General features: G+C 35.1%; 26 protein-coding genes. 12 read left to right on the plus strand and 14 right to left on the minus strand.

The features are described 5' to 3' along the window. Positions 1-9: 9 nt before the first annotated feature. The 5 genes from ychF to rsmG form a co-directional block, all read right to left on the minus strand. Positions 10-1,113, minus strand: a complete 1,104-nt coding sequence (gene ychF, locus LKACC16343_RS07730) for a redox-regulated ATPase YchF (RefSeq protein ID WP_054642703.1) — start codon at positions 1,111-1,113, stop codon at positions 10-12. 3 nt (positions 1,114-1,116) lie between these two features. After that, the gene (locus LKACC16343_RS07735) at positions 1,117-1,380 is read right to left on the minus strand and encodes a DUF951 domain-containing protein (RefSeq protein ID WP_056955057.1); all 264 of its coding nucleotides are present in this window, start codon (positions 1,378-1,380) and stop codon (positions 1,117-1,119) included. Positions 1,381-1,389: 9 nt separating this feature from the next. Next, positions 1,390-2,259, minus strand: a complete 870-nt coding sequence (locus LKACC16343_RS07740; RefSeq protein ID WP_054642704.1) for a ParB/RepB/Spo0J family partition protein — start codon at positions 2,257-2,259, stop codon at positions 1,390-1,392. Continuing rightward, complete coding sequence (locus tag LKACC16343_RS07745) at positions 2,240-3,016, minus strand: ParA family protein (protein WP_056955058.1); 777 nt, start codon at positions 3,014-3,016, stop codon at positions 2,240-2,242. Before LKACC16343_RS07745 ends, LKACC16343_RS07740 begins: the two co-directional genes overlap by 20 nt. 128 nt (positions 3,017-3,144) lie before the next feature. After that, positions 3,145-3,870 carry a 16S rRNA (guanine(527)-N(7))-methyltransferase RsmG gene (gene rsmG, locus LKACC16343_RS07750; protein WP_056955060.1) on the minus strand — a complete coding sequence of 242 codons (726 nt, stop codon included), beginning with the start codon at positions 3,868-3,870 and terminating at the stop codon, positions 3,145-3,147. Between the two features lie 162 nt (positions 3,871-4,032). Here rsmG and LKACC16343_RS07755 point away from each other — a divergent pair, with 162 nt between their 5' ends. Beyond that, the gene (locus LKACC16343_RS07755; RefSeq protein ID WP_056955062.1) at positions 4,033-4,467 is read left to right on the plus strand and encodes a GNAT family N-acetyltransferase; all 435 of its coding nucleotides are present in this window, start codon (positions 4,033-4,035) and stop codon (positions 4,465-4,467) included. An 11-nt stretch (positions 4,468-4,478) separates the two neighbouring features. Continuing rightward, the gene (locus tag LKACC16343_RS07760) at positions 4,479-4,985 is read left to right on the plus strand and encodes a GNAT family N-acetyltransferase (protein WP_056955064.1); all 507 of its coding nucleotides are present in this window, start codon (positions 4,479-4,481) and stop codon (positions 4,983-4,985) included. A 114-nt stretch (positions 4,986-5,099) separates the two neighbouring features. Here the strand turns inward: LKACC16343_RS07760 and LKACC16343_RS07765 are convergent, their stop codons facing one another. Together LKACC16343_RS07765 and LKACC16343_RS07770 are read right to left on the minus strand one after the other, a co-directional pair. Then, on the minus strand, positions 5,100-5,555 hold the full coding sequence (locus tag LKACC16343_RS07765; RefSeq protein WP_056955066.1) for a CopY/TcrY family copper transport repressor: 456 nt from the start codon (positions 5,553-5,555) through the stop codon (positions 5,100-5,102). Between the two features lie 70 nt (positions 5,556-5,625). Next, the gene (locus tag LKACC16343_RS07770) at positions 5,626-6,360 is read right to left on the minus strand and encodes a MerR family transcriptional regulator (protein ID WP_056955068.1); all 735 of its coding nucleotides are present in this window, start codon (positions 6,358-6,360) and stop codon (positions 5,626-5,628) included. Between the two features lie 192 nt (positions 6,361-6,552). Here LKACC16343_RS07770 and LKACC16343_RS07775 point away from each other — a divergent pair, with 192 nt between their 5' ends. After that, a complete protein-coding gene (locus LKACC16343_RS07775; RefSeq protein ID WP_056955069.1) occupies positions 6,553-7,212 on the plus strand; it encodes an EAL domain-containing protein in 660 nt (219 codons plus the stop codon). A gap of 71 nt (positions 7,213-7,283) precedes the next feature. Here the strand turns inward: LKACC16343_RS07775 and LKACC16343_RS07780 are convergent, their stop codons facing one another. Then, entirely contained in the window at positions 7,284-8,606 is a 1,323-nt protein-coding gene (locus tag LKACC16343_RS07780) for a C1 family peptidase (protein ID WP_056955204.1), read from the minus strand. Between the two features lie 77 nt (positions 8,607-8,683). Between LKACC16343_RS07780 and LKACC16343_RS07785 the strand changes: the two genes are divergently transcribed. Then, complete coding sequence (locus LKACC16343_RS07785) at positions 8,684-9,361, plus strand: type 1 glutamine amidotransferase (RefSeq protein WP_056955071.1); 678 nt, start codon at positions 8,684-8,686, stop codon at positions 9,359-9,361. A 104-nt stretch (positions 9,362-9,465) separates the two neighbouring features. Here LKACC16343_RS07785 and LKACC16343_RS07790 read toward each other — a convergent pair whose 3' ends face one another. After that, on the minus strand, positions 9,466-10,059 hold the full coding sequence (locus tag LKACC16343_RS07790) for an ECF transporter S component (protein ID WP_082604615.1): 594 nt from the start codon (positions 10,057-10,059) through the stop codon (positions 9,466-9,468). Positions 10,060-10,223: 164 nt separating this feature from the next. Further along, a complete protein-coding gene (gene proC / locus LKACC16343_RS07795; RefSeq protein WP_056955073.1) occupies positions 10,224-10,988 on the minus strand; it encodes a pyrroline-5-carboxylate reductase in 765 nt (254 codons plus the stop codon). A gap of 138 nt (positions 10,989-11,126) precedes the next feature. Between proC and LKACC16343_RS07800 the strand changes: the two genes are divergently transcribed. Further along, positions 11,127-11,837, plus strand: coding sequence for a DUF975 family protein (locus tag LKACC16343_RS07800; protein ID WP_056955074.1), 711 nt, complete (start codon positions 11,127-11,129; stop codon positions 11,835-11,837). A gap of 55 nt (positions 11,838-11,892) precedes the next feature. Here the strand turns inward: LKACC16343_RS07800 and LKACC16343_RS07805 are convergent, their stop codons facing one another. Then, entirely contained in the window at positions 11,893-12,651 is a 759-nt protein-coding gene (locus tag LKACC16343_RS07805; RefSeq protein ID WP_056955076.1) for a MerR family transcriptional regulator, read from the minus strand. Between the two features lie 135 nt (positions 12,652-12,786). Between LKACC16343_RS07805 and thiD the strand changes: the two genes are divergently transcribed. Together thiD and LKACC16343_RS07815 are read left to right on the plus strand one after the other, a co-directional pair. Continuing rightward, complete coding sequence (thiD, locus tag LKACC16343_RS07810) at positions 12,787-13,596, plus strand: bifunctional hydroxymethylpyrimidine kinase/phosphomethylpyrimidine kinase (RefSeq protein WP_056955079.1); 810 nt, start codon at positions 12,787-12,789, stop codon at positions 13,594-13,596. Between the two features lie 29 nt (positions 13,597-13,625). Beyond that, positions 13,626-14,669 carry a hypothetical protein gene (locus tag LKACC16343_RS07815; RefSeq protein ID WP_056955081.1) on the plus strand — a complete coding sequence of 348 codons (1,044 nt, stop codon included), beginning with the start codon at positions 13,626-13,628 and terminating at the stop codon, positions 14,667-14,669. A 42-nt stretch (positions 14,670-14,711) separates the two neighbouring features. On the opposite strand, the gene LKACC16343_RS07820 is transcribed toward LKACC16343_RS07815, so the two are convergent. Beyond that, positions 14,712-15,440, minus strand: a complete 729-nt coding sequence (locus LKACC16343_RS07820; RefSeq protein ID WP_056955083.1) for a DUF554 domain-containing protein — start codon at positions 15,438-15,440, stop codon at positions 14,712-14,714. A 121-nt stretch (positions 15,441-15,561) separates the two neighbouring features. Here LKACC16343_RS07820 and LKACC16343_RS07825 point away from each other — a divergent pair, with 121 nt between their 5' ends. From LKACC16343_RS07825 to cydC, 5 genes are all read left to right on the plus strand, one after another. Next, entirely contained in the window at positions 15,562-16,452 is an 891-nt protein-coding gene (locus LKACC16343_RS07825) for a LysR family transcriptional regulator (RefSeq protein WP_056955085.1), read from the plus strand. A 308-nt stretch (positions 16,453-16,760) separates the two neighbouring features. After that, on the plus strand, positions 16,761-18,203 hold the full coding sequence (locus LKACC16343_RS07830) for a cytochrome ubiquinol oxidase subunit I (RefSeq protein ID WP_056955087.1): 1,443 nt from the start codon (positions 16,761-16,763) through the stop codon (positions 18,201-18,203). Further along, positions 18,200-19,213, plus strand: coding sequence for a cytochrome d ubiquinol oxidase subunit II (gene cydB, locus LKACC16343_RS07835; RefSeq protein ID WP_054642718.1), 1,014 nt, complete (start codon positions 18,200-18,202; stop codon positions 19,211-19,213). The genes LKACC16343_RS07830 and cydB overlap by 4 nt, the downstream gene beginning before the upstream one ends. Beyond that, positions 19,213-20,946 carry a thiol reductant ABC exporter subunit CydD gene (gene cydD, locus LKACC16343_RS07840; protein WP_056955089.1) on the plus strand — a complete coding sequence of 578 codons (1,734 nt, stop codon included), beginning with the start codon at positions 19,213-19,215 and terminating at the stop codon, positions 20,944-20,946. Before cydB ends, cydD begins: the two co-directional genes overlap by 1 nt. After that, positions 20,943-22,682 carry a thiol reductant ABC exporter subunit CydC gene (gene cydC / locus LKACC16343_RS07845; protein ID WP_056955091.1) on the plus strand — a complete coding sequence of 580 codons (1,740 nt, stop codon included), beginning with the start codon at positions 20,943-20,945 and terminating at the stop codon, positions 22,680-22,682. The genes cydD and cydC overlap by 4 nt, the downstream gene beginning before the upstream one ends. A 318-nt stretch (positions 22,683-23,000) precedes the next feature. Here cydC and LKACC16343_RS07850 read toward each other — a convergent pair whose 3' ends face one another. Beyond that, on the minus strand, positions 23,001-23,327 hold the full coding sequence (locus tag LKACC16343_RS07850) for a bacteriocin immunity family protein (protein WP_056955093.1): 327 nt from the start codon (positions 23,325-23,327) through the stop codon (positions 23,001-23,003). Positions 23,328-23,344: 17 nt separating this feature from the next. Beyond that, positions 23,345-24,271: a polyprenyl synthetase family protein gene (locus LKACC16343_RS07855; RefSeq protein WP_234032512.1), complete on the minus strand. Its 927-nt coding sequence runs from the start codon at positions 24,269-24,271 to the stop codon at positions 23,345-23,347. Positions 24,272-24,343 lie beyond the last annotated feature (72 nt).

Below are 24,343 nucleotides of genomic sequence, written 5' to 3' on the forward strand. Positions count from 1 at the left end.
CCCCCTGGATTAGACATTGAAACGAAATTCGATAATATCACCATCTTGAACTTCGTAATCCTTACCTTCAACACGTAATTTTCCGGCTTCCTTAACAGCCTTTTCACTACCTAGTTCGTCTAGATCACTAAAGGCCATTACTTCGGCACGAATAAATCCACGTTCAAAATCAGAATGAATGATTCCGGCAACTTGTGGTGCTTTCATTCCTTCATGGAAAGTCCAAGCACGTGTTTCCTTACCACCTGCAGTAAAGAATGTTCTAAGACCTAACAACTTGTAACTAGCTCTGATCAACTTATCAAGTCCTGATTCTGTAACACCTTCAGCTTCAAGGAACTCTTTTCTTTCGTCATCATCTAATTCAGCAATTTCTTCTTCTGTCTTAGCTGAAACACCAATAACTTGAGCATTTTCTTTCTTAGCATAGTCTTCAATCAACTTGTAATACTTTGAACCTTCAGGGTCAGCCATATCATCTTCAGCGATGTTAGCAACATACAAAACAGGTTTTGATGTTAATAGGAATAATCCCTTAACAATCTTTTGTTCTTCTTCATCGAAGTCAATTGATCTAACAGCTCCACCTTTTTCAAGTACTGGCTTAATTTTTTCTAGAACAGCGAATTCAGCTTGAGCTTCTTTATCTTTAGCACTCTTAGCTGCTTTTTCAACTCTTGTGTAACGCTTGTTGATACTATCAAGATCAGCGATACTTAATTCCAAATTAATTGTTTCAATATCATCTAGTGGATCAACTTTACCAGTTACACTTGTGATATCGTCGTCATCAAATGCACGAACGACGTGAACGATAGCGTCAACTTGTCTGATATTTTCCAAGAACTTGTTACCAAGTCCTTCACCTTTACTAGCACCCTTAACGATACCAGCGATATCAGTGAATTCAAAAGTAGTATGAATTAATTTTTTAGCAGGAATCAAAGAATCGATTCTTGATAGACGTTTATCTGGTACTTCAACCATTCCCACGTTAGGGTCGATTGTTGCGAAAGGATAGTTAGCCATTTCGGCACCAGCCTTTGTAATAGCGTTAAATAAAGTTGACTTACCAACGTTTGGTAGTCCTACAATTCCGGCAGTTAAAGCCATTAGTTATTCCTCATTTCTTTTAATAAAATTAGGTGGCATTAATTGATCTTTAGTCAAATAATGTTGCTCATTTTCCGTTTTCACCTGGTCGGCTTGAGTTAATACTTTTTTGAATTTCTTTTTAAATTCAGCACGTGGAATCATAACGATGTGACCACAGCCTAAGCACTTAACTTTAATATCCGCACCCATTCGGATTACTTCCCAGCGGTTAACCCCACAGGCATGGGGCTTTTTCATTAAGATAATATCTCCAAGTTTAAACATACAATTCCTCTAATCTAAATGGATTCCTAATATGTCTAAAATACGGTTCAAATCATCCGTATTCGAGAAATCAATTTCCAGTTTTCCATGACCGCTCCGATTCTCTCTAACAACAACAGGAGTGTCAAATCTTTCCACCAATTTTTCTTCAGTAGCTTTGATATATGGTGATTTTTGAACAACTCGTTTCTTTCTTTTACTATCGTGTTTGGATTCGGTAGCTAATTGTTCCAATTGACGAACAGTCAAATCTTCATCGACAGCACGTTTAGCGAGTTTATCAATCTGTTCTTTATCTTTCAAACTAAGCAAGGTTCTAGCTTGTCCCATTGATAATTTACCGTTTTGTACTAATTTCTTAGTTGCATCAGGTAAATTCAATAGACGTAAGTAATTAGCGATATAAGGACGACTCTTGCCCAATCTTTGGGAAACTTGTTCTTGTGTCAAATTCAATTTTGTTATCAAAGTTTGATACGCATCTGCTTCTTCTAATGGCGTTAAATCTTCACGCTGTAAGTTTTCCAAAACTGCAATTTCCATCATACCTGATTCGCTTAAAGGACGAATAATTGCTGGAATAGTAGTTTTCTTAGCAATCTTACTTGCTCTAAAACGACGTTCACCAGCGATAATTTCAAAACCATTAACACTTTCACGGACGATGATAGGCTGAAAGACACCATTCTGTTCGATTGAACGAGCTAGTTCATTTAAAGCATGTTCATCGAAGGTTTTTCTAGGTTGATATGGATTAGGACGAATGTCATCGATTGATAGATCAACTACAGTTTCACTATTTTCATCGATTGCTTCGAATTCGGAGAAGATTGCGTCAATTCCTCTTCCTAAACCCTTTTTATTTTTGCTTGATGCCATTACGCTTTAACACCTCCTTAGCAAGATCACGATAAGCTTGTGCACCTCTTGACTTGTCGTCGAAATCAACGATTGGTAGTCCATAACTTGGAGCTTCAGCTAAGCGCGTATTTCTAGGTACGATTGATTTATAAACCGAATCGCCGAAATATGATTTCACTTCATCTACAACTTGAGCGCCCAAGTTAGTTCTAGCGTCTAGCATAGTGATCAGAACACCTTCAATAGCAAGGTTTGTATTAAAGTGCTTTTGAACTAAGCGAATTGTATTCAATAACTGACTTAATCCTTCCAAAGCGTAATATTCACTTTGAACAGGAATAATGATTGAATCACTGGCTGTAAAAGCATTGGTTGATAATTGACCCAATGAAGGCGGACAATCAATCAAAATAATGTCATAATCAGCATCCACTTCTGCAAGTCCAGCACGTAAACGAGTTTCACGAGCCATCATCGAAGTTAGTTCCATTTCCGCACCAGCTAATTGGATTGTCGCTGGCACGATATCGAGATTCTTATGTTTGGTATGGATAATGGTCTTTTTGAGTGGATATTCATTAACTAAAACGTCATAAACATCTTTTTCTACACTGGCCTTTTTGATTCCCAATCCACTTGTAGCATTTCCTTGAGGATCAGTATCTACTATTAATACTTTTTGGCCCAGATCAGTTAAACATGCTCCCAAATTGATGGTGGTTGTGGTTTTTCCGACACCACCTTTTTGATTTGCAACAGATATTTTTCGTGCCATTTTATTCCCCTATCTCTAGAAATTGCTCAACAATTTCACAAAATATTATCTATGGTAATCACTTTTTGGCGCTTTTGCCATAACTATATAATCTTATCATTTTTACAATATTATTTAATAGTTTGGAATTATTTCACGAGCGGTTTTTTAGTTGGAGTACCGGGTTTTCGAGGATACTTTTTAGGTGTCTTAGAAATTTTTTCAACGAAGATAAAGTTACGAATACCGGCATCATTTGGCAATTCAACTGATTCTTGTTGTTTAATTGCTCCACCCAAAGTTTCAATAGCGTATTGTGCATTTTTAACTTCTTCAGGGGCTTTTTCAGATTTCATAGCTACGAATTGACCACCGACTTTTACCAATGGCAAACAGAATTCTGTCAAAACATTCATGGCTGCCACTGCTCGAGCTGTCACAACATCAAATTTTTCACGGAATTGAGGATTCTTACCAACCTCTTCGGCACGACCATGAACCAAACTGACATCAGTTAGATTGAGTTTATTAACTAATCCCTCCAAAAATTTAATTCGTTTGTTTAATGAATCAACAATCGTAATTTTTAATTTAGGATTGATAATTTTTAGTGGCAATGATGGGAACCCTGCACCAGATCCAACATCGCACAATGTTAATTCCTCATTTAAGATTTTTTCATCAACAAAACCGAGTACGATTGAATCATAAAAATGTTTCAAGTAGACTTGGTCTTCATCCGTAATTGAAGTTAAATTCATTACCTTATTAGTCTCAACTAGTTCATGAAAATAAGTCGCAAATTGTTCCTTTTGAACACTGCTCAATTCAATACCCTTTTGGGCTAAAGCTTCAAAAAATTCTTCCGGTTTCATTAAATACCTCCACTCGTGAAACAGTGTTTCACACTCTCTAATCGTATATTAATGCGCCACTTAATTCAATGATGAGTTCAATAAGTCTAGTTGAAATATAGTTGCATTTGCAACAATAAAAATATATACTAAATTTAATTTAAACCTCTGAGGGGAGAGCTTATGATAATTGTCAAACATACTAATGAATTGAAACCAAATGAATTAATTGAAATCTTCAAGCAACGAGTAGCTGTTTTTGTCGTTGAACAAAATTGTCCTTATCAGGAAGTTGATGATGATGATTTTGACGATTTGCATGTTTGTTTAATGGAAAACAATAAGCTTAAGGCTTACACCAGAATTATCGACAAAGGCGATCACATAACTTTTGGACGTGTGCTTGTAGTCAAAGAATATCGTAAAGATGGCCTTGGTCGTCAAATCGTTCAGGCTACAATCGATGAAATTAAAAAGAGATTCCCTAACCAACCAATTCAGATTCAAGCCCAAGCTTATTTGCAAAAATTTTATGAAAGCTTTGGCTTCAAAGCTATTTCCACAGTTTATTTGGAAGATAACATCCCCCATTTAGATATGTTGCTAGAAAATAATTAGAGGTGTTCATAATGAACTTAGTTACTTTACCGGTAAATATTGAAGAAATTGATTACGCAGAATTACCTAAATTACAAAAATTGAGTGTTGAAACTTTCAATGATAGTTTCCGCCATTTCAGAGCATCTAAGGATTTTTCCAATTACACTTTAAAAAATTATAATTATGGTCAGCTAGCAAAAGAGATGCTTAACCTTCGATCAAGGTTTTATTTCATTTACTACAATCATAAATTAGCTGGTTATCTTAAACCCAATTTTGCGACTGAAGCTTTAGAAATTGATAGATTCTATTTACGCAAAGATTTTGAATATATTGGTTTGGAAAAACAATTATTAGAGTTCACATTAAAGAAGGCCAAAGAACTTCGTCAACATCATATTTGGAGTCGTATTTGGGAACATGATGATTCAGTACTTCATTTTTATAAACAATTTGGTTTTCAAAAAACTACTAGTCGTAATTTTTCATTAAATGGTGTATTACAAAAAGATCTTATTATGGAATTGAATCTATAGAAAAAGACGGTACAAATCACATTCGTGAAATGTATCGTCTTTTTTTGACTCAATGAAGTATCCAAAGTGGCTGCTTCATTTGCCCCTGCCAAGGAACTTAATTATAACTCATCCTTAGCACATATGTTCACAGCCATCAGGTAAACAATCACAATTTACCTTCTCTGGAGCTGTTTTCACTTTATTATCCAGCGTTTTCTGTAATAATTCAATATCGCTCTTACTAATATCTAATGAGTTGATCAACTCATTTAAAACTGAACCCGTCTTATGAGCACAGAAATCATTGAACAAACTATTAGCGTATTCATCCATCGTCTCTTGTTCGGAAACAGTTGTCGAATAGATATAACGACCGTTTTCTTTTTTACGGCTAAGAAATTCTTTTTTAGTTAATCTAGTTATTAACGTTTTAATCGTTGAGTCAGACCAATCCTGCTTTTGTTGCATCAGATTGATAATTTCCGTACTAGTCACGTGCTTCAAAGTCCACACGATACGCATAATTTGCCATTCCGCTGAAGAAATTTCAACTTTTTTCTGTTCTTTCTTTACTGCCACAGTATCCATCAAAATCTTCCTCTCTTAACAAATTAATTATATAACATAACGTTGACTAGTTTGTGAATATTTTTTGAATTCAGGATTTATTTAGTTGTCCTTCGTCATAAACTTCAACACAATAATCCTTCTTGCCGCAGACTGGACAAGTTAATTTGCGTGCTCTGATATTATGTTTGGCCCAAAATGCTTCTTTTATACTTGGTTTAAATTCGGCTCCACAGTTAGGACAAATATAATTAGTCTTTTGAAAATAGTATCTAGTTACCAAAGTAGCACAGATAATTAAAAGAACAATCGCAATTAAAAATGGCCACCACTGACCCTTAATGATTCCCCAAGCCAAAGTACCGTATTCCAAAATATTAAAGGGAATCCCATATAGAACCATTCTCAAATGAACTTTACGCAATTCTTTCTTGTTTTTCATAACATCTTCTATGTCATCAATTGTATTTAATGATACCTGATCGATTTGAGGTAAATTTTTTCTTAACTCTTCGATTGTTTTCAATTGTTCACGCGAATCTCTTAAAGTATCTTTAATAGCTTTTTGCTGCTGCTCCAAAAGTAAATTCAAAACCACAATTGAATTTTTACTATTTAGAATTTCAGCAATTGCTTTTAACGGTAAACCTAACTTCTTCAATAAAAGAATTAACTTTAATCTACTCAAATCCACATCGGTATATATTCTGCGGCCACTTTCAGCAACTTTACTAGGCTTTAGTAAGTCCTTTTTATCGTAATATTGTAGTGTCCGGACAGAGACTGAAGCTATTTTAGCCAATTCACCAGTTGTATATTCTGACATAGATTTTCACCTCTTTCTATAATCACTTTTACCTTATTACCTGAGGTCATTAGCAAGTACTTTTTCTCTTTTATTTCATAACGGCGTTATGCAATTAAACAACCTAGCTGATTAATTGCCTTAATTTTTGAAAAGTCATAAAATAGTTCGATAGATGATAAATTCAATTAAATTTAAATAAAGGAGGAAAGGATTACGAAATATAGTTTTTTTGTTCAGCCACAGATAAACAAAGATGATGATTCAATTTTCGGTTACGAGGTTCTTTTGCGTAAAGAAGACAATGGTTCTTGGCATTTACCAGAGGACTTTACGGAACTTTCGATTGAACGACAAACTAAGTTGCTCGAAGAAACTGTTAAATCTTTGGAGAAAAATACTGGCAAAGATGATCGGATGATTTCCTTCAATTTAAATCATGATCAAACTAATGATCCAACAACAATTGATGAGATTATTTCTTTAAAGAAAAGAATTGCTCCTGTTTCACTCACAATTGAACTAACTGAAGCTGTTCCCTTAGATAAAGTTAAAAAATTGAGTTCACTATTACATCAAAATAGTATCTCTTTAGTTATCGACGATGTCGGGACTGGCTCTAATACTTATGAAAATGTTAAACAGGCATTACCCTATGTTGATCGAATCAAGTTTGCAATGCAAAATTTTCGCATGAGTGGTCACGCCGAACTAATCCCTAAGTATCTTGATTTTTGGGTTAAACAGGCCGAAAAGTATTGCTTAGATATGGTAATCGAAGGTGTCGAAGATTATAAGGATCAAATTTTAGCTAAAAAATATGGTATCGATATTCAACAAGGATACCTTTATGGAAAACCAGCAATGGTTTAATTATGTTAAAAAATAATAGCCTCAATAACTCGGTTTTGAGTTATTGAGGCTATTTTAGCTTGTTTTATTTTTTACGATAATGCATCCCATGAAGGTAGAACAACTGGTTCTTGATCAAGTTCAGCTAATTCTTCATCGTTTAAATATTTCTTATTAATAACGACTTCATAAGTATTATCTTTGAACCATTTTTCATCCATCAAATAATAACCATGAACTCCGTTATCTTCACCCCAAGAATTTTCAACTTTCCAACGGTTAGGTTGACCATGCAAAATGTTAACACCGGTGATGGTCATTGCGTGAGAAACTTCAGCTTCTCCATAGTCAAGAGCGAGTCCCTTTTCAATTTGACTATCCATGCCGAACAATTCGTCATATTGATAAAGATCACCCAATAAGTAACCATTCTTACGGTCTGATTGCTTCAAAACATCATTACCGAACCAAACCAATTGATTATTCTTCAATTGTTGAATAGTTAATTCTTCAAGACGTTCCATCGGTAAGTTCAAGAAGACATGCTCTTTACCGCCAATAACGTTATTTTGGTTCTTAATTGAATAAACTTGATGATATTTCTTACTCTTTTGAGGAGAATTCTCAATTGTCACAAAATCATCCAAGTTAGTTGTAAAGTAGTTATTAAAGAATTGTTTTGGTGTGATATTTTCTTCTTCAATCAACTTATCATTATCAGTTTGCAATGATAGTTCAAAACTCTTTGGTGGCAAGCCGAATGAGTATACACAAATCTTGTAAATTTCTGACAACATTTCGTTGACGCGTTTATCAATATCTGCTTGAGCAGCTCCATCCTTAACTAATTGGCGTAGTTCAATTCCATTTTTGCGCAATAATTTATTAAGGACGGCGTCGAATTCACGTGTATTTTCTGAAACAGCTGTTTCTGGCATAACGTAGTTAGGCACTACACCATACTTACTAATCAAGTTAGCAGCAGAGCTCCAAAAACCACCATCACCATTAGGACCACTGAAAACATCATTTACCTGACGATCTTCAATTGGTAAATCGGCTGATTCTAGAACCTCTTGATAAAAGGCATTAGATTTTTCTAGTCGATCCCAAAATGATAAATAATTTTGAGACAATTCAAAATCTTTCATATTGTTTCGTAAAGCAAATTCGGTTCTCAAAGTATTAAGTGCAGCAAATAGCCAGCAACGTCCGGATTGCTTCTGGTTAGAGACCTTCCCTGAGTTGACCATAATATTAAATGAAGGATTCAACTTCGTTTTTACTTCTGGATCTTCTGAAGCTTTGTAAATTCCAACCTGTGCTACAGAATTTTTCAAAACATTATTACTTGCATCTTGATTTAAGTTCTTGTTAAAATCTGCTAAAATCTCTTTATTGATTTCTTTTGTCAATTCCATCACCTCGTTACTAAACTATATTACAATTATTTAACTAAATTACAATGTTTCTAATCTAAATTGGAGAAATTATGTCTGAAACTATTAAAATTGCTTACTTATACGAAGATTTAATGAATACTTACGGAGACAGTGGAGATGTTAAAATTCTCAGCTTTCTTCTTAAAGAACAAGGTTATGATACTCAAGTTGATAACATCAGTTTGGATATGGACTTTAACGCCTTTGATTATGACTTCCTTTTCTTTGGTGGTGGTCAAGATTTCGAACAATCAGTTGTCGCAACTGACTTACAAAGACATCGTCAAACTATCAAAGATTATATTGAAGATGACAAGCCAATGCTTTGCATCTGTGGTGGTTACCAGTTTCTCGGAAAGTACTATGAAACAAGTGGTGGCAAAACCATCCAATGTCTCGATGTCCTACCCCTACACACAGTTTTCAAAGCCGACAGTCGTATGATCGGTGATACTGAGTATAAGACTGAATGGGGCACTGTAAAGGCTTTTGAGAACCATAGTGGCCGTACTTACTTCGATGATAAGAAAATGCTTAAACCTTTCGGAACAATGATCCAAGGCTATGGTAACAATCCTGATGACAAACAAGAAGGTATGCGTTACAAGAATGTTATTGGCAGTTACTCACACGGACCAATTTTAAAGAACGAAAATGTTGCCCGTGCCATTGCAGATAAAATCGTTCAAGCTCATAAAGAACGCATGGCAGCTACAAGCAACAAATAATTTGAAAACATAAAAAAGATTTTAATCAAAAAACGGCCTCAATTAAGCATTCAAGATATATTCTTTACTTGAATCCCTTATATAGAGGCCGTTTTTATATATTATTAATTATCCAAAAATTTATTAGTTTTCAATATAGCACTAGAAATAGCTGGGGCAATAATGATAGCCGCAATCATTTCTGGAACACCATTGGTTCCAACAATTACTAACAATAACTTATTCAAAAGGTCAGTTTGAGTAGCATAGGCTTGTGCCATAGTACTTGCATACATCAAACGCATCAATCCTAATACTAGGCCGGTGTTAACTAAAGAACCAACTCCGGAAGCTATGGCCATCCCTAAAACTTTTTTACTTGTATGATGTTTGAACCACAAATAGATCCACCCAGCAACCAATCCGACAGCTACTCTGGGCAAAACGGCCACAACTGGATTAGTAAAAACTGTTGTATCAATAATTGAAGTTGGATTAGTGAAAGCACGGATAATCGTTCCAATTCCCCAGACTAGACCTACAATTGCTCCATCTTTAGGTCCCAAAACAATAGCAGCTACGATAACAGTAATATGGATAATCGTTATATTAATAAAACCGGTTGGTATGAAACCTAAAAAAGGCACCATTGATTGCACAAGAATAATCGCCATTAAGATTCCTAAAATTGCTGTGCGATAAGCTTTTCTTTTTTGCAAATGTCTTCACGTCCTATTTTGATTTTCTTAATTTTACCTGATTACACTGTAAAGAACAAAAAAATAACTATTCTGAAATAATTATTTCTCTACAAAAAAAATCCGATTTGACCAGATATTAAAAATATATCTGAACTAATCGGATTTTTTGATTATTGGATCAATTACTCTTCGGCTGCATCAACAGCTTTAATAACAGCATTTCTAAAACCATATTCTTCTAGCGCAGCCACACCGCGAATTGTTGAGCCACCTGGTGAAGTAACCTCATCTTTCAAGGCAGAAACATTTAGTTCTGATTGTTTAGCTAACTTACTAGCACCAATAGCCATACCGATAGCAGCATCATAAGCCAACTTACGATTTAAACCATGCTTTACACCTGCATCACTCAAAGCTTCGATGAAGACATCCAAGAAGGCTGGTGAACAACCAGCAACTGTTCCGAGAATTCCTAGTTGATTTTCAGGGACTTCAACTAATTGACCTGTATATCCCATGATTGAAGCAACTTTCTTCTTATCAGCGTCCTCAAAATCGTTTGAGTAAGTGATTCCAGTAAACCCTGCTCCAACTTTAACCGGAGTATTAGGAATGGCATGAGCAACCTTGGCATCACCTAATACCTGTTTCAAATGAGAAATTGTAGCACTACCGGTGAAAGCTACAACCAATTTGCCTGCTACAATCTCTTTTAGTTCTTTCAAAACACCGTCCAAAGCATTAGCTCCAACGGCAATGAAAATAACATCAGTATCTTCTAATTGTTTAACTTTTTTAACTACTTGGAATCCCAACTGTTCACCTAAAAGGTTGGCATGGTTAGAATGACCACCTTTAACAATTATTTCATCCGCATTAAACCCATTTTTAATAAAGCCCGTTATAACGGCTCCACCGATACTACCGGCTCCAATAAATCCAATCATAAAATCTTCTCCTTTATACGGTCTATTGGCTTTATTATAAACGAAAATGATTTTGAAATAGTAACAATATCCATTCTTAATTAGTTTCGATTTTTTCATAATTAATGTATGATTAATTTTTTAGGAGGATATAAATATATGCAAAGGTATAAAACAAGGTATGAATTAAAAACTGAAGTAAAATCACTTTTACAGGGTAATTGGTCCAGAGCAGTTCAACTTTACTTAATTCCGGTCATTGTTATGATCATTAACATTAATGTCAGCCGTTCTAACTCAACTGATGCCATGAAAGATGCTGTTTATAACAATGGTGGTGCTTTTTCAAGTTTACTCTCAACCAGTTTAACTTCTTACATTATCAGTTTAGTTGTTTTATTAATCTCACTATCGAGTGCTTTCAGAGGATTAGATTGGATTGAAGATCCTCAACTAGATTTTCAACCCATCAAAAGTAATTTCACCTATTTCAGAAGTCCTGATTGGTGGAAACTAATTTTAATCTATATTCTCGTAGGTATTTTTTCATTCTTATGGACCTTATTATTAATTGTTCCTGGTATTATCAAGATGATGGCATACTCTCAAACTTACTTTATCTATAAAGATCTCAATGATCGTGGTGAAGCTGATGGGCTTACATTAACTGATTACATTACTCGTAGTCGTCGATTAATGGTTGGTAATAAAGGTCGTTACTTCGTAATGCAACTTAGTTTCTTAGGATGGTGGATTCTAGGTAGTATCACATTGGGTATTGGTTTCATCTGGATCTATCCATACTACAAATTGACTATGGCTAACTTCTATCGTGACTTAGTTGATAAAAATGCAGCAAATAATATTTAATGAAAAAAGAGCAAATCATTTGATGATTTGTTCTTTTTATATAACGCCGTTATATCTATTTGGTGTACTTATAAATGACATCCCGTAACAATTGGACAACCTCAGTATTAGCCTTATCGTCATAATATTTAGCAAACCGTTTATCTTCTACATACAGGTCAACTAATCCTCGATGCATTTTCTCATTATATTTAGGCCACGTATAAGTTAACCATTGCTTATGTTCTTCAAAAATCTTTTTAGCCAAATCTGAATTCAAGTCTGGATGTTTTTTCAATTCAACTAAATTCTGAATCAATTCTATCTCTAAGTTATTCATAGCTTGATATTTTTCTTCACTCAACTTAGCAAACTTATCATTAGAAGTATTAATGACTTCTTCACCGTAATCCTTACGAATTTCTTGACCAAATTTTTGCTCATTTTCCTTTATTTTTATCTGTTTGAAAGTATTGAATTTCTCAGTATCAGTCATTTTAATTTCTCCTTGGAAACTCTTAATAGTCATATTGATATTTGTTAGGAGATCATCCAACTCATCGCGCTTAGCTTTTAAAAGTTTTTGTTGCTCTTTTAAAGCTTGTAGTCGTGAAAAATCAGGATCATTGATTAGTCGTTTGATTTGATCTAATGGGAAGTCAAGAGCCCTGTAAAAGAGAATCTGTTGCAATTTATTTACGTTTTTTTTATCATAAATTCTATAATTCTTTTCATTAACTTCACTGGGTTTCAACAAACCAATTTGATCATAATATCTTAATGTACGCGTACTCACACCAGCCAATTGTGCTAATTTTTTTATTGTATATTTCATAAATAAATCTCCTAACAATTTCGATTTTAAGGGATTACGTTACGTCAAGGTCAAGGGAAATATGATAAATCCCCCTCACAAATTCACGCTTTCTGTTAATATAAAGGAAACAATTAATTAGGTGGGTGACTAACATTGAATAAATTTATTCAAGTACTAACTATTGCTGGTTCTGACTCTGACGGTAGTGCCGGTGCACAAGCTGATCTAAAGACTTTTATGGCTCGTGGCGTTTATGGTATGTCAGTTTTAACTGCTGCCGTTGCCGGTAACTCTTACGGTATTCACGATAGCGTAAATATGCCAGCCAAGTTTATTAATAGCCAAATCAATGATATTAAAGATGATTTTAAAGTTTCTGCTTTCAAGACAGGTATGCTTTCTGATTCTGAAATCATTCACACTGTCGCTGAAGCCATCAAGGATAAGCCTTTTGGTGCTTTTGTTCTTGATCCAGTTATCATCACAAAACATGGAGCCATGCTTTTAGAAGCTGAAGCTTACCAAACTTTGATCGATGAATTGTTCCCATTAGCCGATTTAATTACTCCTAATTTTTACGAAGCTAAAAAACTTTCTGGATTAGAATTGAATAATAAAGAAGAAATTATTAAGGCTGCGCATAAATTACGCAATTTAGGACCAAAAAATATTATGATAAAGGGTGAACATAGTGACGACTCAATCAGTGAAGTTGAAGACTACGTTCTACTAGAAGATGGCGAATCTTTCTGGATCTCTGAACCCTTTGTAAAAACTGATCATATCAACGGTACTGGTGATACACTATCATCATGTATCGTAGCTGAAATTGCTAAGGGCAAGAGTATGGAAGATGCTATCAGAATTGCTAAAACATTTACTTACAATGCTATTAAAAATGAAATTGATGTCGGACATAAATATGGTCCTATTAACCATTTTATAAAGGATGATATACAATAGTATTTGTTAGTAAAATCGGAGGTTTCTTTATGGTAAGAATAACAAAAATTTCTGCCGGTATTTTATTGCTTATACTATCTATTATCCTAATGGTTAAGTCCGGATTTGAAGGCTTTATTGCTGCTCTAGTTGGTACAGGTGCCATTGGTGGTGCCGCTGGTATTTTGATGGCAATAACTTATATTATCTCGGCTGCAATTTACATCTTAACTAACCGTACGTATAGTATGGTTCCTGATATCGTAGGCTTTATCATCCTGATTCTTGGTGGACTAATGGGCCTCTTCAATGCCAACATGCCTGGTGCAGGTTTTCTAAAAATCTGGGCTTGGGTTGGTATCATTATTGGTGCAATCGATTTGATCATCGTTATCGTTGATACGATTCTCCATCCAATTCCTGAAGATGAACCTGAGGATCCTACTAATCAGTATGGAAACAATCCATATGATCAAAATCCTATGAATCAAATGAACCCAGAGCAATATAATGCACAACCGAACAATTTTAATCAACAAAATTATGGCTATAATCCTTATCAAGCTCAAAATAATCAAAACTTCAATCAACAACCTAATCCTAATCAACAATATCAGGGACAATATAACCAACAACCTATGAATCAACCGGGATTCAATCAACAAGCTCCAAACCAGATGAATCAGAATCCTAATGCAAATTTCAACGGTAATGGTAATTTTCAACAACCTATGAATAACGGTTATAACAATCAACAACAGTTTCCAAATCAATCGATGAATAATAATCAAATGTCCAATAAACCAATGAATAATGGTGGTCGCAATAATCAACAACCACAAAATAATTTTGGACAATCTCAGAATCAACAACCTATGAACGGCAACAGACGTCAATTCAATAATCAAAATTATGCACCTCAAAATAATCAAAACTTCAACCAACCAAGACCTAACTTACAACAGAGATTTGGCAATCAAAACCAAACTCCAAATGGGCAACAACAATTAGGTCAACCACAAAATCCTTATGGTCAAAATCCAGGAAATAATGGAAATGTTGGCTCAAGAAGTCGTAGTAATCGTCACAATTAATAAAAAGACACCAATTCACTTATCTGAATTGGTGTCTTTTTATTAATGGATCAACGGCACAATAACATTGGTCCATAACCATGAAATTGGCATAATAACTATCATGATAGGAATCATATCCGCGGTTGGAAACATTTTAATTTTCGTAATCCGAAAACCACTGGCTAACATTAAAACTCCCCCAGTGGCTTTAAAATCAAGAATCATATCAGGCGTAGTTAATGGAACAATGAAATTAGCAAGAGAAAATATTATTGTTAGAATGATAATCTGTGGAACGGCTATTAGTGAAACCACTGCACCTAAATTAGCACCAAAAATAACAGCTGCAAAAAAATCAAGAATGGACTTCGATATCAAAATTGTCGCATCACCATTAATTCCCTCAGTAAGGGTACCGTAAATTCCTGTACCACTAGCACAAAATAGAACGATCACAGTTACTAACGTAGTCTCAAAAGTTACTTGATCCATCTCTGATGGTGCATTAATAAATTTCGAAATGAAATGTTGCATTCCTTGGGCACCACGATTGATAGCTTTTCCCAAATGAAAAATAATTCCTAAACTAGTTCCAAGTATGACAGCAAAAACAACGGCTGCTAAATTTTTCATAGGAGCAATTGCATAAATTCCCATACAAATCGAACAGAGACTGAAAGTCATATTAAGACCTTCTTTAAAACTATCCGACATTATTTCACCGCCTAAGGCTCCAGCAATTCCACCGAAAAGGATGGCACAAACATTCGTTATAATCCCGATTGGCATAGAAAGACTCCTTGCATTTAATAAAATATAATCACAAGTAAAAGTCTAATAACCATCAAAACAAAGAACAATTCTGTTTTAGTGTTAAACTATTCAGAATAATAATAGTTAGGAGTATACGGTGGATACTAAAAAATTGGCAGTTTTCCTTGATTTGGCAAAGACACAAAATTACAGTTTAACAGCTCAAAGAATGTTTTTATCACAATCAACAATTTCAAAATACATCATGATTTTGGAAAAAAATTGGAACGTTAAATTGTTTGTACGCGCTCATCGCCAAATCAAACTAACTCGAGTTGGAAAATTAATTTTGCCTAAAGTAAAGAACGTTTTGGAAAAAGAAGCTGAATTAAACCAACTAATTGCAAGCGAAGCCTGGTTAGAAGAACGTCCATTAGTTATTCAAGGCATGCCCTCTTTATCCCAATATCAAGCATTTCATATCATAACTGACTTTGCCAAACGTTATCCAAAAATAAGATTACAGTTTAGCGAAGAAAACGTTGATAAATTGGAACATTCACTGGATCAAAAAAATGTCGATATTGTATTTACGAGAATCTTTGATAATGATTTTCCTTCTTATGATTTAATTGTCAGTGAGATGGACAGACTTGTTGTTTTAGTACCCAAAAATAATCATTTGGCTGATCAAGACTACATCACCCCCGATATGCTCAAAAGGGAATCACTATTACTTTTAAGTAACACAATAAGCATGAGTAATCCTCTTTATTCAGCTTTTCAAAACCTGCAATTACGTCCACGTGTCACTTATAACGGTCAAAGAATCGATTTGATTCTTGAAATGCTTAATCAAGGCGATGGTATTTCAATAGTAATGGACAAATCATTCGATCTTACAGGTTTTGATAATATTAAAGTCGTGCCGCTTGTACCAAAGATTACTAGTCAACTGGTATTCATGAAACAGCACGATAACACATCTAAAATTGTCGAGTTATTTTGGAACTTTGCAATAAAAGCCAACCAATGTCTTACTAATTAAGCAATTTAATCATTCCAATATCGTTATAACGGTAATATGTTAAAACAAAGTATCTTTTCGTAAAAATATCTTGCCAATAATGATGATAAAAACGATTTCAAAGGACTATATTTTAATTAGGATATTATCTTATATATGTATTTTTATTTAAGCAATCATCGTTCATTCATTGTTTTATTTATGTCACTGTTTTCAACGATGGAACCGTTTTTTCACAAGTCAAATGTGTTGCTTATAATATTAATTAATCATATGATAAATCTGTATATATTAGGGTTCTTATTATGTGTTCTAAGGAGGTTTTTACCATGCTTACTTTGGGTTTAAGCATTGTCTCTTTGGCTCGTTTTCAATTTGCGATGACAACTGTCTTCCATTTCTTCTTTGTTCCATTTTCAATCGGAATGGGCTTTTTAGTCGCTATCATGGAAACTATTTACGCCGTTAAAAAAGACAAAGTTTATTTAGATATGGCAAAGTTCTGGGGAAAGATTTTTCTCCTAAGTTTTGCTGTTGGTATAGTTACCGGTATTATTCAAGAGTTCCAATTTGGTATGAATTGGTCTGAATACTCACGTTTTATGGGTGATGTATTTGGTGCCCCACTTGCTATTGAAGCTCTTCTTGCTTTCTTCATTGAATCAGTCTTCATCGGAATCTGGATGTTCACTTGGGATCGTTTCAAACCAGGTGTTCACGCATTTATGATTTGGATGACATCTATTGGTACCATGCTTTCCGCTATTTGGATCTTAGCTGCCAATAGTTTTATGCAACATCCTACAGGTTTCAAAATTAACAACGTAACACACCGAATTCAATTAACTGATTTTGGTGCTGTGGTTAGAAATCCTCAACTTTGGAAAGTCTTCCCACACGTTATCTTAGCTGCCTTTATGACTGCTGCTGTAGTTATTGCAGGTATGAGTGCTTGGGGTCTTTTACGTAAGAAGAAAGATGAAAATCACTTCTTCAAGACTTCATTACGTTTTGGCCTATGGGCTAGTTTGATTTTTGCGCTTCTTTCAGCCGGCGCTGGTGATCTTCAAACACAACAAATCATCAAAGATCAACCAATGAAATTTGCCGCTACTGAAGGTATTTACGAAGATACTAAAGATCCTGCACCTTGGACAATTGTCGAATTGATCGATGCTAAAGATCATAAGGCAAGTGGCAAGATTGAAGTTCCAGGTGTTCTAAGTATCTTGGCTTATCATAAACTCAGTGGTTCAGTTAAGGGTATGAATTCCATTAACAAAGAATTACATGCTAAATATGATAAAAAATTTGGTAAGGACATGAACTACTTCGTTCCACCTAAGACTTTATTCTGGAGCTTCAGAGTTATGACTGGTATTGATGCTTTGATTATGCTGATTGCTCTAGTTGGATTGATCTTCTCACGTAAGAAGAAAGATACAATTGAAAATCACAAGTGGATGTTAGTTGTTCTTGGTATTGCTATCTGGCTACCATTCATCGGTAACTCTGCCGGTTGGTTTATTACCGAATTCGGTCGTTATCCTTGGATTGTTTACGGACTATTTACAATTGCTCAAGCTGTTTCACCAACTTCAACTGTTGCTAGTCTATTATTCAGTAATATCGTTTACTTCTTACTATTTACACTCTTGGGTGGCGTTATGGTTTGGTATTGCAGACAAACACTTCATCACGGTCCATATTATGAAGAAGTCGATTCCAAGCAAAACGTTGATCCATTTGCAAGGGAGGCTTTTGGAAAATGACTCTAAGTACATTATGGTTCATCATAATCGGACTCCTGTTTTCAATCTTCCTCTTTCTTGAAGGCTTTGACTTTGGTGTTGGAATGTCAACTAGATTTCTAGCTAAAGATGAACAAGAGAGAGCTGCTTTAATGTCAACTATTGGTCCCCATTGGGACGGTAACGAGACTTGGTTAGTAACTGCTGGTGGTGCAATGTTTGCCTCACTACCACTTTGGTACGCAACCTTATTCTCAGGTTATTACATTCTCTTCTTATTAGTCTTAGTTGGTTTAATCCTTCGTGGTGTTTCATTTGAATTCCACAAGCATGCCGAAACTAGAACTGGTAAAAATCTATGGATGTGGGCATTCTTTGCTGGTAGTATTATCCCACCATTCTTCCTATGTATGATTCTTTTGAGTATGGTGCAAGGTGTTCCTATCAATGCCAATGGCGATGCCTTTCCTAAATTCTTCGATGTTGTCAATCTATTATCTGTTGTTGGTGGTGTCGCAGGTGTACTTCTATCACTCGTTCACGGTCTCAACTTCATCAGATTAAGAATCGAAGGACCATTACGCGAACGTGCTCGTAAATTAAATCAAATTCTATATCCAATTCTCTTCTTAGGTGAAGTTGTCTTTGCTGTTCTTGTATTCTTACAAACAGACTTTTTTACTAAGAGATTTGGAACATCTCTTTTCATCACAGCTCTAATTGTTTTGTTCTCACTATTAGGTTACTATGGAGTCCTAAAGGATAGAGAAGGCTGGAGCTTTGTTGGTAGTGGTTTATCACTCAGCATGGTCATCGTCTTATTGTTCAATGGACTATTCCCACGTGTCATGATTGCTACAAATCCAGCACACAGTATATTAATCAAAAACGCTGCTAACTCACAATACACGTTAACAATTATGACAATTGTTGCATGTATCTTAGTTCCAATTGTGGCTATATACTTCATCTGGTCATACTCTCTATTTACAAAGAGAATAAATCCAAGGGAAAATGCGGTGAAATATTAATGATTGATAAGCGTTTATTTCGCTTACCAGGAACAAAAAAACTTCTATTGATGCTTGCAGGATTAACTCTCTTGCAAGCATTTGTTATTTTATTCCAAGGTAAGTACTTAGCAGAAGCACTAGTTAATTCGTGGGAACAAAAATCGTTACAGACCATCATTAATCCGATGATCTTGTTTGCAATTGCTTTTATTTTGAGACACTTCTTTACACTAATTAATACCAAAATCGTTGAAAGTTATGCTAGTAAAACTTCTGAGAATATCCGCTCTCAGTTGCTAAACAAGGTTTACGAAGCTGGGCCAGAAATGATTTCTGATGAAGGTACTGGTAATTTAGTTACCTCTTCCCTTGATGGAATTGATCTAGTTGAAAATTATTTCAAATTGATTTTTACCAAAATGATGAATATGTGCATCATTCCGCCTGTTTTATTGATTTATATTTACATGCAAAATATTGCTTCAGGAATTACTTTAACAATTATTGTTCCTCTAGTAATACTCTTCATGATTATTTTAGGATTGGCCGCCCAAGCTAAAGCCGATTCTCAATACAAACAATATACAATCCTTTCCAACCACTTCTTAGATGCTTTAAGGGGTCTACCAACTCTAAAAATGTTGGGTCTAAGTAAGCGCTATGCTAAGAATATTTACACAGTTAGTGATGAATATCGTCGTCGGACCATGAATACCCTCAGAATTGCCATCTTATCAACTTTTGCGCTCGATTGGTTAACTACATTAGGCATCGCTATTTTAGCCGTCTTCCTCGGTTTAGGCCTAATTAACAACAGTTTTCCACTCTTCCCTGCTTTAGTTACTTTGATCTTGGCTCCTGAATACTTTTTACCATTACGAGATTTCTCTGGAGACTATCACGCCACATTAAATGGTAAGAACGCTTTAAATTCTATTTTTGAAATTCTAGAACGTCCAAGTAAATCCGAAAGTACTGAACTTAAAGCTTTTGATTGGAATCAAGACTCACAAGTTGACATTCAAAACCTACAATTCTCATACAACGGAACTGGTCAAAATGAAGTCAGTCTAGATATTGATGAATTGAATCTTCACGGTTATCAAAAAATCGGTGTTATCGGTAAATCTGGTTCTGGTAAAACGACTTTAATCCGTACTATTGGTGGTTTTATCGTACCTGAAAAAGCTGATATTAAAATCAATCAAGAAAAAGTCGCTAATTTCAAGCAAGCCAACTGGCAAAATAAGTTAACCTTTTTGCCACAAGATCCTTATCTATTCGCCGGTTCTATTGCTAAGAACATTGCTTTTTACCGTCCTGACGCTTTACAAGAAGAAATCGAACAGGCTGCTTCAGATGCCGGTTTAGATGAATTCATCGCTACCCTTAATGATGGTTATCAAACTCTCATTGGTGAAGGTGGACGTGGTATCTCAGGTGGTCAACAACAACGTATTATGTTAGCTCGTGCCTTTCTGGCTAATGATCGTCACGTTTTGATTTTCGATGAACCAACGGCCCATCTGGATATCGAAACTGAATATGCCCTCAAAAAACCAATGGAAAAACTATTCCAAAATCATTTGGTAATCTTTGCCACTCACCGTCTGCACTGGATCAAAGAAATGGATTATGTCGTCGTTATGGATAATGGAACGATTGCTGAACAAGGTACTCCTAGCGAGTTAAGTAACCATAACGGTGCTTATTCACAATTAATCAAGAACATGCGGGGTGATCAACTATGAATTTCTTTAAAACATTCAAACATGATACTTGGGTCAAACCTTACATCAAGCAGTACAAGGGACTTTTGATTACCGCCTTACTTTTAGGACTACTGACATCTTTCTGCGCTGCAGCTTTAATGTTCACTTCTGGTTACACAATTGATAAAGCGGCTACTCACCCGGTCAATATTCTCTTGATTTACGTACCAATTCTTTTAACAAGAGCTTTTGGTATCGGACGGCCTGTCTTCAAATACGTTGAAAGACTAAAAAGCCACAATTGGGTTTTACGAGTTACTTCGGATTTAAGAACTAGACTTTATAGAACCCTTGAAAGTGACGCTTCTTTCTTTAATGAACACCACAAGACTGGTGATATCATGGGACTTTTGTCTGAAGATATCAGCCACTTACAAAATTTATATTTAAGAACTATTTTTCCAGCCGTAATAGCTTACTTGGTAACAATCATCGCTTCAATTGCTTTAGGAATCTTTAATCCGTCCTTTGGCTTCTTCGTTTTCTTATTACTATTTATCGAAGTTTTTCTAGTTCCATTATTTTCTGTAACGATTGAAAGCGCCAGAAGAGCCTACCAAAAACAAGTTAAAAGTGATCTCTACGTTCAGTTGACCGATAACATTATGGGAGTTGATGACTGGATTATTTCTGGTCGTAAAAAAGATTTTCAAAATTTAACTACTAAAAATATCGGTGACTTGGATAAGTCAAAAAACAAATCCAAAGCTTTCCGACGCAATCGTGACTTTGCTTTACAACTATTTTTCGTTGCCTTAGCAGTTTGTTTCCTAATCTTTACCAACTTAACCATGACTCACAATCAAGAACAAGCTAACTTTGTTTCAGCTGTTGTTTTAGCCATTTTCCCACTGTCAGACGCCATTATTCCTGTCAGCCAAGGATTTGAGGAATGGCCACTCTATAAGGATTCCATTCTTCGTTTGAACACTTTGAAACCAATTCAAAATCATTTACCTGAACAAGTCGATTTGAAGCCCGAAGACTTTCAAGAATTAAAATTGGATAACGTTAACTTCGAATATGATGCCGACTCACCAATCCTAATTAAGAACTTCTCACAAACGATTACTCGTGGCGAAAAATTAGCTCTCTTAGGTCCTAGTGGTATTGGTAAAACAACCATCTTACAATTGATTCTCGGTGATTTATCACCTCAAAAGGGACAAATTACCATCAATGGTATGAACGTTAATAAGATTCAAAAGAACCGAGAAAAAATCTATTCCGTACTAAATCAGAAACCATTCCTATTCAATACTACCTTGATGAATAATGTTCGTTTAGGTAATGAAAATCGTTCTGACACTGAAGTTAAAAAAGCTTTGGAACGTGTTGGACTAAAGGATTTAGTTGAATCATTACCCGATAAATATAACACCATTGTCGGCGAAAATGGTTCTCACTTCTCTGGTGGTGAACAAGAAAGAATCGCCTTAGCACGTATTCTATTGCAAGACGCACCGATCGTTTTACTGGATGAGCCGACTGTTGGATTAGATCCAATTACCGAAAATGATTTATTAAAGACCATTTTTAAAGTACTAGATGGCAAGACCATCATTTGGGTCACACATCATTTACAAGGTGTTAATCATGTTGATCAAATTGTCTTCATCAATAGTAAAGAAATTGAAATGCAAGGTTCACCAAAAGAACTCTATCAAAATAATCAACACTTCCGTGATCTTTATCAGATGGATCAAGGATTATAGTCGTTATAACGTTACATCCATTGATAACAATTTTTAATTAAAAGAACGGCCTCTATTAAGTATTCAAGCTATGCATACTTGAATCTCTTAATAGAGGCCGTTCTTATTTATTATTTAGATTTCACAATGAACTTAACAAAGTAGGATTTAGTCCGGAGCAACAAGAAAATTGGCTCAGCCATGAGATTCCCTTAGCAATTTATTGCTTAGGGAAAGGTCGAGCTTAGAGATCCATTATTTTGCACGAAGTGTGAAATAATTAGCTCTAAGTCGGCCCATGGCGTTCCAGCCAAATTTTCTTGTTGCGGAGGACGGGTCTTACCACACAGCACCATTAATAGTTCCAATACCTTTTTGAGACATTGGCTCACGTGATAGAGCCCTTAATTTGTTGATAATATCATTCTGTTCTGTACTAAATTGATATTTCTTTTGTAAAGCCAATTCTTGAAAAGTACCATTCATTTCTCTAATAGCATCAGAAATTTCATTATACTTTTGTGTTGTCTTTTCCGACTTATTAATACTGTTATAAGCCGTTTGAATAAGAGTTTTTACCTCATTATTGGTTTCAACTGTTTTATTCAAATCCCCTAAAAATCGGTTTACTTGTTCAATTAAAGCTAACTTCTTATCTTGATTCATTATATTTTACCCCGATACTATTTGATTCGATTAACTAATCTTTTAACTACTTCCATCAAAACATGACGACTAGTGTTTTTAGGTAATTTTTCGATTTCTTCCAATGCGTGCTGTGTAAATTGTTGAGCAATTTCTTTAGCACGATTCAAATAACCATCATCAATTACTATGTTAGTAGCCTTCTCGTCATCGGAATCAGTTAACTCTTCTTTTGATAGGATTGCAATCAAATCTTTGTTACCGGACTCTAATCCTAAAATATATGGCAATGAATAGACACCATTACGTAAGTCCTCGTGAACTGGCTTCCCAGTCTCTGCAGAGCTACTGAAATCAAGGATATCGTCAATTATTTGAAAGGCCATTCCGATATCATGACCGATTTCTTTACAACGTTCAACTAATTCCTGACTTCCACCACTAACAATAGCCCCCATAGTAGCGCTTAAACTGAATAACTCCGCGGTTTTACCGGAAATTTCTTTTAAGTACATATCGGTAGTTGCCTTGACATTGAAATTAATACACATTTGATCTAATTCACCAATCAAAATGCGTTTCATACTCAATGCATTGCGCAGTATATCAGTATTTTTAACTAAGTTCTGAGATACTAATTCGAAGTATATCGTAAATAAATAGTCGCCAGCATAAATAGCATTTCTACGACCATATTTAGTGTGGATCGTGGGCTGTGATCTGCGCATTGGCGAATCGTCAATTACATCATCATGAATCAAAGTAGCAACATGTAAAATTTCTAACGATGCCGCTAATGGAATCAAATCCTTTGTTGATTTTTTCTCATTACCAAACTCGCTGAATAATAAGAAAAAGGCCGGACGCAACATTTTGCCACCTGAAGTTAAATCTATAATCATTGAACTGATATCGAGATTATTTATCTTCACCATTTGATGAATGTAATCTGTCGTTAAGTCCAATTTCTCCCCTAGTTGAGGATAGCTTTTCCAAATTGAGTTCGCCATAAAATATTTATTACCCCTGTATCGCTT

Source organism: Companilactobacillus bobalius (assembly GCF_002179915.1).
GTDB classification, from domain to species: domain Bacteria; phylum Bacillota; class Bacilli; order Lactobacillales; family Lactobacillaceae; genus Companilactobacillus; species Companilactobacillus bobalius.

Excerpts from the sequence above, each read along its gene's own strand:
- LKACC16343_RS07850 (WP_056955093.1), bottom strand. The coding sequence starts at position 23,327 with ATGAATCAAGATAAGAAGTTAGCTTTAATTGAACAAGTAAACCGATTT.
- LKACC16343_RS07765 (WP_056955066.1), bottom strand. The coding sequence starts at position 5,555 with ATGGATACTGTGGCAGTAAAGAAAGAACAGAAAAAAGTTGAAATTTCT.
- cydD (WP_056955089.1), top strand. The coding sequence starts at position 19,213 with ATGATTGATAAGCGTTTATTTCGCTTACCAGGAACAAAAAAACTTCTA.
- LKACC16343_RS07735 (WP_056955057.1), bottom strand. The coding sequence starts at position 1,380 with ATGTTTAAACTTGGAGATATTATCTTAATGAAAAAGCCCCATGCCTGT.
- LKACC16343_RS07745 (WP_056955058.1), bottom strand. The coding sequence starts at position 3,016 with ATGGCACGAAAAATATCTGTTGCAAATCAAAAAGGTGGTGTCGGAAAA.
- LKACC16343_RS07800 (WP_056955074.1), top strand. The coding sequence starts at position 11,127 with ATGCAAAGGTATAAAACAAGGTATGAATTAAAAACTGAAGTAAAATCA.
- LKACC16343_RS07785 (WP_056955071.1), top strand. The coding sequence starts at position 8,684 with ATGTCTGAAACTATTAAAATTGCTTACTTATACGAAGATTTAATGAAT.
- LKACC16343_RS07815 (WP_056955081.1), top strand. The coding sequence starts at position 13,626 with ATGGTAAGAATAACAAAAATTTCTGCCGGTATTTTATTGCTTATACTA.
- cydC (WP_056955091.1), top strand. The coding sequence starts at position 20,943 with ATGAATTTCTTTAAAACATTCAAACATGATACTTGGGTCAAACCTTAC.
- ychF (WP_054642703.1), bottom strand. The coding sequence starts at position 1,113 with ATGGCTTTAACTGCCGGAATTGTAGGACTACCAAACGTTGGTAAGTCA.
- LKACC16343_RS07805 (WP_056955076.1), bottom strand. The coding sequence starts at position 12,651 with ATGAAATATACAATAAAAAAATTAGCACAATTGGCTGGTGTGAGTACG.
- LKACC16343_RS07820 (WP_056955083.1), bottom strand. The coding sequence starts at position 15,440 with ATGCCAATCGGGATTATAACGAATGTTTGTGCCATCCTTTTCGGTGGA.
- cydB (WP_054642718.1), top strand. The coding sequence starts at position 18,200 with ATGACTCTAAGTACATTATGGTTCATCATAATCGGACTCCTGTTTTCA.
- rsmG (WP_056955060.1), bottom strand. The coding sequence starts at position 3,870 with ATGAAACCGGAAGAATTTTTTGAAGCTTTAGCCCAAAAGGGTATTGAA.
- LKACC16343_RS07770 (WP_056955068.1), bottom strand. The coding sequence starts at position 6,360 with ATGTCAGAATATACAACTGGTGAATTGGCTAAAATAGCTTCAGTCTCT.
- LKACC16343_RS07760 (WP_056955064.1), top strand. The coding sequence starts at position 4,479 with ATGAACTTAGTTACTTTACCGGTAAATATTGAAGAAATTGATTACGCA.
- proC (WP_056955073.1), bottom strand. The coding sequence starts at position 10,988 with ATGATTGGATTTATTGGAGCCGGTAGTATCGGTGGAGCCGTTATAACG.
- LKACC16343_RS07755 (WP_056955062.1), top strand. The coding sequence starts at position 4,033 with ATGATAATTGTCAAACATACTAATGAATTGAAACCAAATGAATTAATT.
- LKACC16343_RS07740 (WP_054642704.1), bottom strand. The coding sequence starts at position 2,259 with ATGGCATCAAGCAAAAATAAAAAGGGTTTAGGAAGAGGAATTGACGCA.
- LKACC16343_RS07830 (WP_056955087.1), top strand. The coding sequence starts at position 16,761 with ATGCTTACTTTGGGTTTAAGCATTGTCTCTTTGGCTCGTTTTCAATTT.